We start from the raw sequence: 14809 nt of genomic DNA, 5'->3' as shown, positions 1-14809 counted from the left end.
TGTACATTGCTGATCTTCCCGTCGCAATCCGCCGCACCTACCTTCAGGGTGACGGAGGACATCATGTTGACCGGAAGCTGCCTGTGCGGCGCCGTGGCCTACGAGGCCGACGCCCCTCTCGAGCGCATCGTGCATTGCCATTGCCAGACCTGCCGCAAGACCCACGGCAGCGCCTTCTCGTCGGTCACGGCGGTGCCGCGGGAGAAATTCCGTTGGACCCGCGGCCAGGACCGGCTCGGCGCCACCGAATCCTCGCCCGGCAAGTTCCGCCGCTTCTGCACGCAGTGCGGCTCGCACGTGATGGCTGAGCGCGTCGCCCAGCCGGTGGTGCTGCTGCGCTTGGGCTGCCTCGACACGCCAGTCACCGATCGCCCGCAGATCCATATCTGGCGATCCGACGCCGCGCCCTGGTACGACCCCAAGCAGCAGTTCCCCGAGAAGCCGGAGGGCCTGACATGAGCCCGCAGGACGGATCGCCTTTCCTCGCCTTCCACGAGGACGAACTCAAGGCACAGGCGCTGGCCGGCCATCAGCGCGCCGGGCGTGTCGCCATCCGGCCGTTCATGCCCGACCAGCATCGCGAATTCTTCGCGCTGCTGCCCTACCTCTTTGTCGCCACGCCGGACGCCGACGGCTGGCCGATGGCCTCGGTGCTGACCGGCGACAAGGGGTTCATTCAGTCGCCCGATCCGGGGACGTTGCGCATCGGCGCCTTGCCGGCAGCGGACGACCCCGCCGCATCGACGTTCAGGGCCGGCGCCGAGATCGGCATGCTCGGCCTCGACTTCACCACGCGGCGGCGCAACCGCGCGAACGGCCGCCTGGCCGCCGTCGACGACGGCCTCACCGTGGAAATCGCCCAGAGCTTCGGCAACTGCGCGCAGTACATCCAGACGCGCGCGCCCGCACCGCGCGCCGCGGCCGGCGTACCGGCCGAGCGTCTCGACCGTCTCGACGACGCCGCACGCGCCCTGATCGCCGCAGCCGACACCTTCTTCATCGCCAGCCGGTCTCGCGCCGGCATCGTCGACGGCGGCCTCGACATGTCGCACCGCGGCGGCAGGCCGGGCTTCGTCGGCGTGACAGGCGACACGCTCGCCATCCCCGATTTCCGCGGCAACCGCTTCTACAACACGCTCGGCAACCTTTTAGGCGACCCGCGCGCCGGCCTGGTCTTCATCGACTTCGCCTCGGGCGACATCCTGCAGTTCCAGGGCCGGGCCACGATCGACTGGCATCCCGAAGGCGGCCCGGCCGGCGCCGAGCGGCTGTGGCGGGTCGAGGTCACACGCGCCTGGCGGCGGCGCGGCGCCTTCCCCTTCGCCTGGACGTTCGGCGACTACGCGCCGACCACGCTCGCCACCGGCATCTGGTAGAGCGTCAGCCCCCGGCGACCTTGCGCAACCGCGCCGTCATGGCCTCGAGCGCCAGCAGGTAGGAATCGACGCCGAAGCCCGCGATCATGCCGACCGCGGCTTCCGAGGTGACCGAGCCGTAGCCGCGCTTCTCGATGTTGGTCATGTGGATCTCAATCGCCGGCGCGTTGATCGACCGCAGGCAGTCGCGCAGCGAGTGACCGGCATGCAGGAAACCCGCCGGGTTGAACAGGATGCCGTCGATATTGGCCCGGTCGGCCCGGTAGATCGCTGACACCGCCTCGCCCTCGGTGTTGGTGTAGAGGATGTCGAGCTCGACATCGAGCTCGCGCGCCCGACGGCGCAGGATGGCGTCGAGTTCCTTGGCCGAAGTCGTTCCATAGAGCTCAGGTTGGCGGCGGCCCAGATACTCCATGTTGGCGCCCTGGATCAGCAGCAGCTTCATTGACACCCCAATACGACGCGGCAGGACGTCCCCACGGCGCCCGCCACCGACGCTGGATGAACTCTAAAACAATTCTCGCTGAAACTGAAAGCGTCTCGAAGTTCGAGGCCGCTACAGGTGATTTATCGCAGAGTCGACAATTCTGCAGCGCTACCGCGGTAAGATCGTCGCTCCCATCAGGCTCTCGTCGATCGACCGTGCGCACTGGCGGCCTTCGCGGATCGCCCACACGACCAGCGACTGGCCGCGCCGCATGTCGCCGGCGGCGAACAGCTTCGGGACACTGGTCTTGTAGTCCTGGACGTTGGCCGCGATGTTGCCGCGCGGATCGAGCGCCACGCCCGACTGCTCGACCATGCCGGGCTTGCGTGGCCCCAGGAAGCCCATAGCCAGCAGCACCAGGTCGGCCTTGAGCTCGAACCCGCTGCCCTCGACCTCCTTCATGGCCATGCGGCCGTCGGCGCCCTTCACCCAGTCGATGCGCACGCACTCGAGTCCGCTCAGCTTGCCGGCCTTGCCCGCGGCGCGCTTGGTCAGCACCGCGAAGTCGCGGTCGGCGCCTTCCTCGTGCGACGAGGAGGTCCGCATCTTGAGCGGCCAGTCGGGCCAGGTCAGCGCCTTGTTCTCACGCTCCGGCGGCTGCGGCATGACCTCGAGCTGGGTCACCGAGGCCGCGCCCTGCCGGTTCGACGTGCCGACGCAGTCCGAGCCCGTATCGCCGCCGCCGATCACCACGACGTGCTTGCCCTTGGCCGTCAGCGTGCCGCGCGGTGCCGCACGCGCCTCGTCATCGCCCGCCACGCGCTTGTTCTGCTGCGTCAGGAAATCCATGGCGAAGTGGATGCCGGAAAGCTCCCGGCCGGGCACTTCGAGGTCGCGCGGCCATTCGGCGCCGCCGGTCAGCGCCACGGCGTCGTAGCCCTCGAGCAGCGACTTGATCGACAGCGTGGCGCCGACCTCAACACCGGTGCGGAACTCCACGCCCTCGGCCTCCATCTGGCGCATGCGCCGGTCGATCAGGCGCTTCTCCATCTTGAAGTCGGGGATGCCGTAGCGCAGCAGGCCACCGATGCGGTCGGCCTTCTCGAACAGCGTCACCGCATGGCCGGCGCGTGCCAGCTGCTGGGCGCAGGCCATGCCGGCCGGCCCCGAACCGACGACGGCGACGCGCTTGCCGGTCTTCTTCGCCGGCACCAGCGGGGCGATCCAGCCCTCGTCCCAGCCGCGATCGACGATCGAGCATTCGATTGATTTGATCGTCACCGGGTTGTCGTCGATGTTCAGTGTGCACGAGGCCTCGCAGGGCGCGGGGCAGATGCGGCCGGTGAACTCGGGGAAATTGTTGGTCGAGTGCAGGACCTCCAGCGCATCCTGCCAGCGGTCGCGCCGCACCAGCTCGTTCCAGTCGGGGATGAGGTTATTGACCGGGCAGCCGTTGTGGCAGAACGGGATGCCGCAATCCATGCAGCGCGCACCTTGCTTGGACACTTCGGCGGACGGCAACGGCAGCACGAACTCATGCCAATGCTTCAGCCGGGCCTCGACCTTCTCGTAAGGCCGGTCCTTGCGCTCGATCTCCAGGAAGCCGGTGGGCTGGCCCATTGGCTTGCTAACTCCCCTTCGTTGTCCGACGGCCGTTATTCGGCGGCGACCGCTTTCGCTGCCGCACGATCGCGCGCCTGCACCAACGCGCGCTTGTAGTCCTTGGGCATCACCTTGATGAAGCTCTTGAGGGCGTTGTCCCAGTCTTCCAGCAGAGTGCGGGCGCGGGCGCTGCCGGTGTGCAGGTGATGGCGCTCGACCAGGATGCGCAGCCGATCGGCGTCGAAGCCCAACACGTCGCCCATGCCGTTGTCGTCGGCATTCAGGGCGCGTTGATGCGGCCGGCCCGGCGCCTCCTTGTCGGCAGACGCAACGCCCACCGGCTCGAGCTCGACCATCGACATGTTGCAGAGCTCGCCGAAGCGCGCCTTGGGATCGTAGACATAGGCGACGCCGCCCGACATGCCGGCCGCGAAGTTGCGCCCGGTGTCGCCCAGCACGACCACGACGCCGCCGGTCATGTACTCGCAGCCATGGTCGCCGGTGCCCTCGACGACCGAGACCGCGCCCGAGTTGCGCACGGCGAAGCGCTCGCCGGCGACACCCTCGAAATAGGCCTCGCCGCCGATCGCGCCGTACAGCACGGTGTTGCCGACGATGATGTTCTGCAACGGATCGCGCTTGCTGTCCTTGGGCTGGCGCACGACGACGCGGCCGCCCGACAGGCCCTTGCCGACATAGTCGTTGGCATCGCCCGTCAGTTCGATCGACACGCCATGCGCCAGGAAGGCGCCGAAGCTCTGGCCGGCGGTGCCGCTCAGCCGCACCGAGATCGTGTCCTCGGCAAGGCCGGTATGGCCGTAGCGCTTGGCCACCTCGCCCGACAGCATGGCGCCGACGGTGCGGTTGACGTTGCTGATGGTCTGCTCGACCAGCACCGGCTCACGCTTTTCCAGCGCCGGCTGCGCCGCCTCGATCAGTTTGTGGTCCAGTGCCTTGTCGAGTCCGTGGTTCTGCGTCTCGCTGTTCCAGATCGCCACGCCTTCCTTGGCCGGCGCCACATAAAGCAGCTTGGAGAGATCGACGCCGCCCGCCTTCCAGTGATCGACGGCACGCTTCATGTCGAGCCGGTCGACGCGGCCGATCATCTCGCTCAGCGTGCGGAAGCCCAGCCGCGCCATGATCTCGCGCAGCTCTTCGGCGACGAAGAAGAAGTAGTTGATGACGTGCTCGGGCTGGCCCGTGAAGCGCTTGCGCAGCACCGGATCCTGCGTCGCCACGCCGACCGGACAGGTGTTGAGATGGCACTTGCGCATCATGATGCAGCCGGCGGCGATCAAGGGTGCCGTGGCGAAGCCGAACTCATCGGCACCCAAGAGGGCACCGATGGCGACGTCGCGTCCGGTGCGCAGGCCGCCGTCGACCTGCACGGCAATGCGGCCACGCAAGCCGTTCAGCACCAGCGTCTGTTGCGTCTCGGCCAGGCCGATCTCCCACGGCGAGCCGGCATGCGTCAGCGAGGTCAACGGCGAGGCGCCGGTGCCGCCCTCGAAGCCCGAGATCGTCACATGGTCGGCGCGCGCCTTGCTGACGCCCGCCGCGACCGTGCCGACGCCGACCTCGGAGACAAGCTTCACCGACACCCGCGCGCGCGGGTTCACGTTCTTGAGGTCGTGGATGAGCTGCGCCAGATCCTCGATCGAATAGATGTCGTGGTGCGGCGGCGGCGAGATCAGGCCGACGCCCGGCGTCGAGCGCCGCACGCGGGCGATGTTCTCGTCGACCTTATGGCCCGGAAGCTGGCCGCCCTCACCTGGCTTGGCGCCCTGCGCCATCTTGATCTGCAGGTCGTCGGCATTGACCAAGTACTCGGCCGACACACCGAAGCGACCCGACGCCACCTGCTTGATGGCCGAGCGCATGGAATCGCCGTTGGGCAGCGGCTTGAAGCGGTCGGCTTCCTCGCCGCCCTCGCCGGTGTTCGACTTGCCGCCGATGCGGTTCATGGCGATGGCGAGCGTAGTGTGCGCCTCGCGGCTGATCGAGCCGAAGCTCATGGCGCCGGTGGCGAAGCGGCGCACGATGTTGGAAGCGGGCTCGACCTCGTCGACCGGAATGGGCTTCTCGGCCCACTTGAACTGCATGAGGCCGCGGATGGTGAGTAGCCGTTCGCTCTGCTCGTTGATCGAGCTGGCAAAGGCCTTGTAGTCGTCCGACGAATTGCCGCGCACCGCGTGCTGCAGCCTGCCGACGTTGTCCGGCGTCCAGGCGTGATCCTCGCCGCGCAGCCGGAAGGCGTAGTCGCCGCCCGGATCGAGCATGTTGCGATAGATCGCCTTGTCGCCATAGGCGTCCGAGTGACGGCGCACCGTCTCCTCGGCAATCTCCTTCCAGCCCGCGCCCTCGATGGTCGTGGCGGTGCCGGTGAAATACTTCTCGACGAAGCCCGAATGCAGGCCGACGGCGTCGAAGATCTGCGCCCCGCAATAGGACTGGTAGGTCGAGATGCCCATCTTGGACATGACTTTCAGCAGGCCCTTGCCGATCGCCTTGATGTAGTTCTTCTGGACCTCGTAGGCCTTCTGCGGCAGGCCGTTCTGGACGCGCAGCTGCTCGAGGGTCTCGAAGGCGAGATAGGGATTCACCGCCTCGGCGCCGTAGCCCGCCAGGCAGCAGAAATGATGGACCTCGCGCACCTCGCCGGACTCGACCACGAGGCCGGTCTGGGTGCGCAAGCCCCTGCGGATCAGGTAGTGGTGCACGGCGGCGGTCGCCAGCAGCGCTGGGATGGGCACGCGCTCAGCCGACACGTTGCGGTCCGACAGGATCAGGATATTGCGGTCGGCCAACACGCAGTCGGTGGCCTCGGAGCAGATGCGGTCGAGTGCTTCTTCCAGGCCGGCCGCGCCTTCCGACACCGGCCAGGTCGTGTCGATGGTGGCGGTGCGGAACGAGCCGTCCAGCAGGTCTTCGATCGAGCGGATCTTCTCCAGCTCGGCGTTGGTCAGCACCGGCTGCGCAACTTCGAGCCGCTTGTGCGTGCCGGCGTGGCGGCCCAGCAGGTTCGGCCGCGGGCCGATCATCGACACCAGCGACATCACCAGCTCCTCGCGGATCGGATCGATCGGCGGGTTGGTGACCTGCGCGAAGTTCTGCTTGAAGTAGTTGTAGAGCAGCTTGGGCTTCCTGGAGAGCACGGCGATGGGCGTGTCGGTGCCCATCGAGCCCACCGGATCGTCGGGCTCCTTGCTCATCGGCTCGAGAAAGAACTGGACGTCCTCCTGGGTGTAGCCGAAGGCCTGCTGGCGATCGAGCAAGGTCGAGGGATCGTTCGACGGCGCGGGCGCCGGCACCTCGGGGATCTCCGACAGCTCTTCCAGCTTGTGCTGCGTCTCCTTCAGCCACTCCTCGTAGGGCTCGGCTTCGGCCAAGGTGCGCTTCAGCTCCTCGTCCTCGACGATGCGGCCCTGCTCGAGGTCGATCAGCAGCATCTTGCCGGGCTGCAGGCGCCACTTGCGCACGATCTTCTCGTCAGGGATCGGCAGCACGCCCGCTTCCGAGGCCATGACGACCTTGTCGTCGTCGGTCACCAGGAAGCGCGCCGGGCGCAGGCCGTTGCGGTCGAGCGTGGCGCCGATCTGGCGGCCGTCGGTGAAGGCGATGCAGGCCGGGCCGTCCCACGGCTCCATCAGCGCCGCGTGATACTCGTAGAAGGCCTTGCGCTTGGCATCCATCAGCGGATTGCCGGCCCACGCCTCGGGGATGAGCATCATCATGGCGTGCGACAGCGAGTAGCCACCGTTGACCAGCAGCTCCAAGGCGTTGTCGACGCAGGCCGTGTCCGACTGGCCGTGCGGGATGATCGGCCACATCTTGTCGAGGTCGGCGCCGATGAGGTCGGATTCCATCGTGCGCCGGCGAGCGTACATCCAGTTGACGTTGCCGCGCACCGTGTTGATCTCGCCGTTGTGGGCGATGAACCGGTAGGGATGCGCCAGCCGCCACGACGGGAAGGTGTTGGTCGAGAAGCGCTGGTGCACCAGGCAGAGCGCCGACTGGGTCAGGGGATTGCGCAGGTCCTCGTAAAAGCTCTCGACCTGCGGGGCCAGCAGCAGGCCCTTGTAGACGACAGTGCGCGAGGAGAAGGACGGCATGTAGAGCTGCGACAGGCCGGGCAGCTTGTGCTTCTTCTCGAGGTCGACCAGCGGGTTCTGGGTCTGCTTGCGGATGGCCAGGATCTTGCGCTCAAAGGCGTCCTGGTCGGCGAGCTTGGGGCCGCGGCCGACGATTGCCATCTTGATCACTGGCATGCGCTCGATGACGGCCTTGCCCAGGCCCGTGATGTCAGTCGGCACGTCGCGCCAGCCTAAAAGCTTCTGCTTCTCGACCTTGACGAAATGCTCCAGCCGCTTGATGGCGAAGGCGCGCGCCTTCTCGTCCTGCGGCAGAAAGCACATGGCCACGGCGTAGTGGCCGGGCTGCGGCAGATCGACGTCTGTCTTCTTGGCCCAGTCGCGCAGCAGGGCGTCGGGGATCTGGATCAGGCAGCCGGCGCCGTCGCCCACCAGCGGGTCGGCGCCGACGGCGCCCCGGTGGTCGAGATTGACCAGGATGGAGAGCCCCTCGCGCACGATGGCGTGCGACTTCCGGCCCTTGATGTCGGCCACGAAGCCGACGCCGCAGGAGTCGCGCTCATTTCGCGGGTCGTAAAGCCCTTGTTTCTCAGGCAAATCCATCAAATTCTGTCCTGCAGCCCCCCGGCGCAGTCCCCCCGGGAACCCTATCGTTATCGGGCATTATTAGCGCGGCGGCTACGCCCGACGAAAGCAATTGTTGCGGCGCAGAAGCCGCTGTAATTTCGGGTGGGGCCTGCCTTCGGGGGAGTTGAAAAGATGTCGTTTCCGTTGCTTCGCCGCCCGGCGATCTGCATTGCGGCCGTGGCCCTGGCCGGACTTTCAGCGTCCGGCTGCTCGCCGACGCCCAGCGTCGCCATGGCCTGGACCGGGCCGGGCTGGTACCTGCAGAAAAACAACATGGTCCAGGTTTCCGGCAACTCGTACTTCGGCGGCCCGTGGAGCTACGAAAAGTGCGAGGAAGAGCGCATCAAGCTGCCGCCGGAAACGGCCGTGCAGATGCTCTGTGTCCGCGAGAACCGCAAGCCGGACGTCTTCGGGCGGTCTTAACGGGAGCGCGGGCGTCTGGCCCGCTCATGATGCGGGCCAGACGCCCGCGCTCCCCTACCCGACCGGCGGCACATCCAGCCTGACGGCAATGCCCTCCAGCGCCTTTGACGGCGCGGGATAGCGCTTCATCACCAGCGGGTCGTGGCCTGGGATGATATGCTGTGGCGATTCGGCCAGCGCCCGCAGCTTGTCATAGCCCTCGACCGTGTCGCCGACATGGAAGGTCGTCGGGAAGACACGGCCCGTCTCCATGTGCTCGTAGTAGTGGCTGCAGTCGGAGGCCAGCACCAGCCAGCCGCGCGCCGAGGCCACGCGCACGCACTGCAGGCCCATCGTGTGGCCGCCGATGTGATGCACGCTGATCCCGGGCGCCAGCTCGGCCGAGCCGGCGTGGAAGCGCACGCGATGGCCGAACACCAGGCGCACCATGCCGACCACGTCCTCGACCTCGTAGCCGTGGCTGAACCGGCCGTGGCGCATGTAGCGGCCGGTGGCGAAGTTCATCTCGAGGTCCTGCAGGTGGAACTCGGCGGCAGGAAAATCGAAGAACGTCCCGACATGGTCGTAGTGCATGTGGGTGATGACGACGTCCTTCACCGCCTTGGCGTCGACGCCCATCAGCGCCAGCCCCTCGGTCGGCGTGCGCAGGAAGGTCCGCTTGCGCTTCTCGGCCATCGCCGCGCTGAAGCCGGTATCGACCACGAAGGTGCGGTCGGCGTTGCGCACCAGCCAGACGAAGTAGTCCATCGGCATCGGCCCATCGTGGGGATCGCCGCCGATGAAGTGGGAGGCGCGCAGGGCGTCGCGCGTGGCGTATCGGATGGCGAAGACTTCGTAGGTTTCCATGATCCCGGTGCCAGTTCTTGCTTGAAAGCCAGTCTTCCGGCGGACATCGTCGGCAACAAGCAAAAACGCCGCGCAAGATCGCGGACCGATGGGAGGAACGACAATGCTCACGCGACGCCGGGGCCTGTTGGGGTCCCTTGCCGTGACGGCTGCCTGGCCGGCCGCCGGCCACGCCCAGGCCTATCCCAACAAGCCGATCCGCATCGTCCACGGCTACGGTCCGGGATCGAACCCCGACATCATCGCCCGCGTGATCTCACCCAGCCTGATGAGCACGCTGGGGCAGAGCGTGATCGTCGAGCCCAAGCCCGGCGCCGGCGAACGCATCGCCGCGCAATCCTGATGTCGCAACCGCCGGACGGCTACACGCTCTATCTCATCACCGGCGGCGCCAACGTCATCAGCGCGACCGACCCGCAGGTGACCTTCAGCACGCTGAAGGATTTCTCCTACATCTCGACCATCACGCTCTTCCCCTTCGCTTTGTTCGTCGCGGCGAAGGCGCCCTACAAGACGCTGAAGGACTTCATCGCCGCGGCGCGCGAGCGGCCCGGCAAGCTGAACTACGGCCATGCCGGCACCGGCAACACGCTGCATCTCGCAGTCGAGCTGCTGAAGTCGCGCACCGGCATCCAGATCGAGCCGGTCGCCTACAAGGATCAGGCGCAGCTCATCAACGACGTGATCGTGGGCCGCCTCGATGCCTCGATCAGCACCTTCACCAACTTCCACAGCGCGCTGAGCTCCGGCCAGGCGCGGGCGCTCTGCGTGACATCGGAGCAGCGCTGGCCGCTCAATCCCGACGTCCGGCCGGTGGCCGAGGACGTGCCGGGCTACGAGGTCGTGTCGTGGCTGGGCCTCGCCGCGCCGGCAGGCCTGCCGGCCGACATTGCCAACAGGCTCTCGGACGCGGCGAAGGTCGCGGTCGCCCTGCCTGACCTGCAGAGCCGCCTGCGCGACATGGGCAACGAGGCGCGCGCCAGCACTCCGGCCGAGTTCCAGGCGCGCGTCGTCGCCGACTACGACAAGTGGAAGCCGCTGGCGAAGATCGTGTATCCGTGACGGCAGCGCGGGCCTCTGGCCCGCTCATGAATCTTCTGGACCGCGCGCTTCCAGCGCGCTCATGAGCTTGAGCGCGCTGGAAGCGCGCGGTCCGGAAGACGAAGACCATGAGCGGGCCAGAGGCCTGCGCTCCCGTCAACCAATCGTCATCAGGTTGGCGTTAGCGCGCCGGCGGGATCGGGCATTGCGCCGGAGTCGGCGGAATGACGCTACTGACCGGCGGATCGGGATAGTACTGCATGGCCTGCTGGACCCGTTCGGCAAGCGCCCTGTCCGCCAGCAGCTCGATCAGCTTCAGCGCCGTGTCGAGGCCCGACGAGACGCCGCCGCCCGTCAGGCGGTCGCGATCGTGGACGAACCGGGGATGGCCGGCCGCCACCTTCACCTTGGGAAAGCGCTGCGGGAAACAGGCCAAAAACTCCCAGTGCGCCGTCGCCTCATAGCCCTCGAGCAGGCCGGCAGCCGCCAGAAGCATCGCGCCGTCGCACACCGAGCACATCATGCGGGCATGACGGGCCTGGCTGACCAGGAAATTCAGGTAGGTGCGCGCCGGGTCGTAGATGATCGCGGCCAAGGCATCCGGCTCGCCTCCGGGCACCCAGATCGCGTCGTACTGGTCGGCATCGGCAAACCCCTTGCTGACCGAATAGGGAAAGCCCTTGCTGCGGAACCTCTTCATTCCCGGTTCCACCGCAAGCAGATCGATGTCGAAGCCCGCCCAATCGAACATCTCGAAGGGACCGCAAACGTCGAGCACGTCGACCTCGTCATAGACCGGTATTCCGATTTTCATTTCCTGCCTCCCCAGTAGTCATAACCTTTTCATGCTCTTCCGGACCGCCGGCCTCTGGCCGGCCTCATGAGCATGAGCCGGCCAGAGGCCGGCGGTCCGGAAGAGCATGACGCCGAGCGCATCATCCGATTGTCATCAGGCTGGCGTTGCCGCCTGCTGCAGCGGTGTTGACGCTGAGCGAGACCTCGTTGCCCAGGAATTCCAGGGGATAGGGCTCGACATAGACCGGCACGATCGGCCCGTCGCGCGCCGCCAGGTGTTGGCTGAGCGCTAAAAGCTCGTCGGCGGTGCCGGCGAACAGTGCCGCGGCGATGCCGGCATCGGCTGGATCTTCCGTGGCTCGATTGCCGCTTGCCTTCACGAGGTCGACCTGCACCGCCCGCTTTGCCGCATCACGGGCAACGCAGAGGATCGTGCCCTTCGGCCGCTGGCCATAGCTGTTGCGTTCGCCGACCGGTCCCGCCAGCTCGCCGCCCGGCGACGTGACCAAAGGACGCTGTGCCAGCAGGCGATGGACATAGAGCGGCCCGCCGGCCTTGGGGCCCGTGCCCGACAGGCCATGGCCGCCGAACGGCTGCACGCCGACCACGGCGCCGATCATGTTGCGGTTGACGTACTGGTTGCCGGCGGCGCTGGCCGCGGTGGCGCGCTCGATGGTCTCGTCGATGCGGCTGTGCACGCCGAAGGTCAGGCCGAAGCCGGTGGCGTTCACCGCGCGCACCACCGCCTCCATGTCCTCGCGCCGGTAGCGCAGCACATGCAGGACCGGCCCGAACACCTCGCCCGGCAGGTCGGAGACGGCGTCGATCTCGATCAGTGTCGGCGGCACGAACGTGCCCTGCTGCGTCGGCTCGGGCAGCGCCATCTGGTGCACGTCGTGTCCGGCGGCACGCATGCGTTCGATGTGGGCGTTGAGGCCCGCCTGCGCACCGGCCGAGATCACCGGCCCGACATCGACCGACAGTCGATCGGGATTGCCCAGTCCAAGCTCGCCCATCGCCCCTTTGAGCATGGGCACAACGCGATCGGCGATGTCGTCCTGCAGGCAGAGCACGCGCAGCGCCGAGCAGCGCTGGCCTGCCGAATCGAAGGCCGAGGTCACCGCATCGAGCACGAGCTGCTCGGGCAAGGCCGACGAATCGGCAACCATGGCATTCTGCCCGCCGGTCTCGGCGATCAGCACCGGCGGCCGGCCGTCGGCATTGAGCCGCCGGGAGAGCGCGCGGTTGATTGACCGCGCAACTTCGGTCGAACCGGTGAACACCACGCCGGCAATCGCCGGATTGGCGACCAGACGGCCGCCGACCTTGCCGTCACCGGTCAGGAGCTGCAGCGCGGCGCGCGGCACGCCCGCCTCGTGCAGCAGCGCCACGGCGAGCGAGGCGATCAGCGGCGTCTCCTCGGCCGGCTTGGCGATCACCGCGTTGCCGGCCGCCAGCGCGCCCGCGATCTGGCCGGTGAAGATCGACAGCGGAAAATTCCACGGGCTGATGCAGGCGACCACGCCCAACGGCTTGTGCGTGTCGTTCGAGAAGCCTTTTACGCAGCCCGCGTAGTAGCGCAGGAAGTCGACGGCCTCCCTCACTTCGCCCACGGCATTGCCGAACGTCTTGCCCGCCTCGCGCACGATCGGGCCGAGCAGCGGTTCCAACCGCGTTTCCATCAGGTCGGCGGCCCGCCGCAGCGTTTCAGCGCGCACCGCCGGCGGCTCCTGCCAGGGCTTGGCCTGCAGGCAGGCCGCATCGACCAGGTCGGGTGAGGCCTCGACGACCGTGCCGACCAAGTCGCGGCGATCGGCCGGATTGGTGATGGGCAGCACCTCGCCGTTTCGCGGGCCGTCGGCCAGCACCGGCACGGCGGCGACCGGCTGCCCCTGCTGCAAGGTCGCCGCAAGCCCCGCCAATACCTGCTCACTGGCAAGGTCCAGTCCGCGCGAGTTCTTGCGCACGCCGCCGAACAGGTCAGGCGGCAGGGCGATGCGCGGGTGCGGCGCGCCGACGGGTTTCAGCGCCAGCGACTGCTCGACGGGATCGCCAAGCAGGGTGTCGAGCGACACCTCGGGGTTGGCGATCTGGTTGACGAACGAGGTGTTGGCGCCGTTCTCCAGCAGGCGGCGCACCAGGTAGGCCAGAAGCGTCTCGTGCGTCCCGACCGGCGCATAGATCCGGCACGGCCGGTTGAGCCTGTCGCGCCCGACGACCTCCTCGTAGAGCGGCTCGCCCATGCCGTGCAGGCACTGGAACTCGTACTGGCCGGCATAAAAGTTCTCGCCGGCCATGGCATGGATGGTGGCGAGCGTCAGCGCATTGTGCGTGGCGAACTGCGGGAACGCCGCGTCGGGCGCCGCCAGCAGACGGCGAGCGCAGGCGAGGTAGGACACGTCGGTATGGATGCGCCGCGTGAATACCGGATAGTCCAACAGCCCGTCGAGCTGGGCGCGCTTGATCTCGCCGTCCCAGTAGGCGCCCTTGACCAGCCGCACCATCAACCGGCGATGCGATCGGCGCGCCAGGTCGATCAGCCAGTCGATCGTGAACACCGCGCGCTTCTGGTAGCCCTGCACGACGAAGCCGATGCCGTTCCAGCCTTCGAGCTCGGGCTCGAAGCAAAGCCGCTCCAGCAGATCGAGCGAGATCTCCAGCCGGTCGGCCTCCTCGGCATCGATGTTGAGCCCGATGTCGTAGTGGCGCGCCAGCACCGCCAGCTCCTTCAGCCGCGGATAGAGCTCGACCTGCACGCGTTCGACCTGGGCGCGGCTGTAGCGCGGATGCAGCGCCGACAGTTTTATGGAGATGCCCGGCCCCTCGTAGATGCCCCGTCCCCGGGCCGCGCGGCCGATGGCATGGATGGCGTGCCGGTAGGCCTGCATGTAAGCGAAGGCCTGCTGGGCCGTGACCGCCGCCTCGCCCAGCATGTCGTACGAATGGCGGAAGCCTTCGGCTTCGCGATCGCGGCCGTTGTCGAGCGCCTCTTCGATGGTCTGGCCGGCGACGAACTGCTCGCCCATCAGGCGCATGGCGATGTTGACGCCGGTGCGGATCAGCGGCTCGCCGCCGCGCCCGATCAGGCGCACCAGCGCCGCCGACAGTCCCTGCTCGCTGCTGGTCGCCGTCAGCCGGCCGGTCAGCAGCAGGCCCCAGGTCGCGGCGTTCACGAACAGCGACGGGCTGTGGCCGAGATGGGCACGCCAGTCGCCGCCGCCGATCTTGTCGCGGATCAGCGCATCGCGCGTGTCGTCGTCGGGAATGCGCAGCAGCGCCTCGGCGAGGCACATCAGCGCCACGCCCTCCTGGCTCGACAGTGCGTATTCGTGGATCAGCCCCTCGACACCGCCTGAGGGCGTCTTCTTGCGCAGCGCCTCGACCAGCCGCATGGCCAGCGTGCGGGCGCGAATGGTTCGCGCCGGTGTGAGCTTCGCCTGCTCGATCAGGGGCGGAAGGCATTCGGTTTCCGGCCGCCGCCATGCTGCGGTGATGGCGGCTCTCAGCGCGGTTTGCGGCTGGATCGATTGTGCAAAAGCGTGAAATGGGCCGGACATGTCGTTGTTCCTCAAATGAGGTAA

General features: G+C 67.6%; 11 protein-coding genes. 5 read left to right on the top strand and 6 right to left on the bottom strand.

The annotated features are described in order from the left end of the window. Positions 1-63: 63 nt before the first annotated feature. Together RSO01_RS11000 and RSO01_RS10995 are read left to right on the top strand one after the other, a co-directional pair. Positions 64-459, top strand: a complete 396-nt coding sequence (locus RSO01_RS11000) for a GFA family protein (RefSeq protein WP_147149131.1) — start codon at positions 64-66, stop codon at positions 457-459. Beyond that, positions 456-1376 carry a pyridoxamine 5'-phosphate oxidase family protein gene (locus RSO01_RS10995; protein WP_147149129.1) on the top strand — a complete coding sequence of 307 codons (921 nt, stop codon included), beginning with the start codon at positions 456-458 and terminating at the stop codon, positions 1374-1376. The genes RSO01_RS11000 and RSO01_RS10995 overlap by 4 nt, the downstream gene beginning before the upstream one ends. Positions 1377-1380: 4 nt before the next feature. Here the strand turns inward: RSO01_RS10995 and RSO01_RS10990 are convergent, their stop codons facing one another. The 3 genes from RSO01_RS10990 to gltB all read right to left on the bottom strand — a co-directional run bounded on the left by RSO01_RS10990 (position 1381) and on the right by gltB (position 8099). Then, positions 1381-1821, bottom strand: a complete 441-nt coding sequence (locus RSO01_RS10990; RefSeq protein ID WP_147149127.1) for a type II 3-dehydroquinate dehydratase — start codon at positions 1819-1821, stop codon at positions 1381-1383. Between the two features lie 150 nt (positions 1822-1971). Then, entirely contained in the window at positions 1972-3423 is a 1452-nt protein-coding gene (locus RSO01_RS10985) for a glutamate synthase subunit beta (RefSeq protein ID WP_147149125.1), read from the bottom strand. 35 nt (positions 3424-3458) lie between these two features. Continuing rightward, entirely contained in the window at positions 3459-8099 is a 4641-nt protein-coding gene (gene gltB / locus RSO01_RS10980) for a glutamate synthase large subunit (RefSeq protein WP_147149123.1), read from the bottom strand. Between the two features lie 156 nt (positions 8100-8255). On the opposite strand from gltB, the gene RSO01_RS10975 reads away from it, so the two are divergent. After that, positions 8256-8546 carry a hypothetical protein gene (locus RSO01_RS10975; protein ID WP_147149121.1) on the top strand — a complete coding sequence of 97 codons (291 nt, stop codon included), beginning with the start codon at positions 8256-8258 and terminating at the stop codon, positions 8544-8546. 54 nt (positions 8547-8600) lie between these two features. On the opposite strand, the gene RSO01_RS10970 is transcribed toward RSO01_RS10975, so the two are convergent. Then, positions 8601-9392, bottom strand: a complete 792-nt coding sequence (locus tag RSO01_RS10970) for an N-acyl homoserine lactonase family protein (protein ID WP_147149119.1) — start codon at positions 9390-9392, stop codon at positions 8601-8603. Between the two features lie 103 nt (positions 9393-9495). Between RSO01_RS10970 and RSO01_RS49435 the strand changes: the two genes are divergently transcribed. Both RSO01_RS49435 and RSO01_RS10960 read left to right on the top strand, forming a co-directional pair. Next, entirely contained in the window at positions 9496-9735 is a 240-nt protein-coding gene (locus RSO01_RS49435) for a type 2 periplasmic-binding domain-containing protein (protein WP_170302986.1), read from the top strand. Next, positions 9735-10454: a Bug family tripartite tricarboxylate transporter substrate binding protein gene (locus tag RSO01_RS10960; protein ID WP_147149115.1), complete on the top strand. Its 720-nt coding sequence runs from the start codon at positions 9735-9737 to the stop codon at positions 10452-10454. Before RSO01_RS49435 ends, RSO01_RS10960 begins: the two co-directional genes overlap by 1 nt. 160 nt (positions 10455-10614) lie before the next feature. Here the strand turns inward: RSO01_RS10960 and RSO01_RS10955 are convergent, their stop codons facing one another. Both RSO01_RS10955 and putA read right to left on the bottom strand, forming a co-directional pair. Continuing rightward, positions 10615-11247 (bottom strand): DJ-1/PfpI family protein, encoded by a 633-nt coding sequence (locus tag RSO01_RS10955; RefSeq protein ID WP_147149114.1) that lies wholly within the window; start codon positions 11245-11247, stop codon positions 10615-10617. A gap of 121 nt (positions 11248-11368) precedes the next feature. Next, the gene (gene putA, locus RSO01_RS10950) at positions 11369-14785 is read right to left on the bottom strand and encodes a bifunctional proline dehydrogenase/L-glutamate gamma-semialdehyde dehydrogenase PutA (protein ID WP_246158295.1); all 3417 of its coding nucleotides are present in this window, start codon (positions 14783-14785) and stop codon (positions 11369-11371) included. Between the last annotated feature and the right edge of the window lie 24 nt (positions 14786-14809).

The organism is Reyranella soli, assembly GCF_007992495.1.
In the GTDB taxonomy this organism is placed as follows: domain Bacteria; phylum Pseudomonadota; class Alphaproteobacteria; order Reyranellales; family Reyranellaceae; genus Reyranella; species Reyranella soli.
This window is presented reverse-complemented; position numbering and strand designations above follow the sequence as displayed.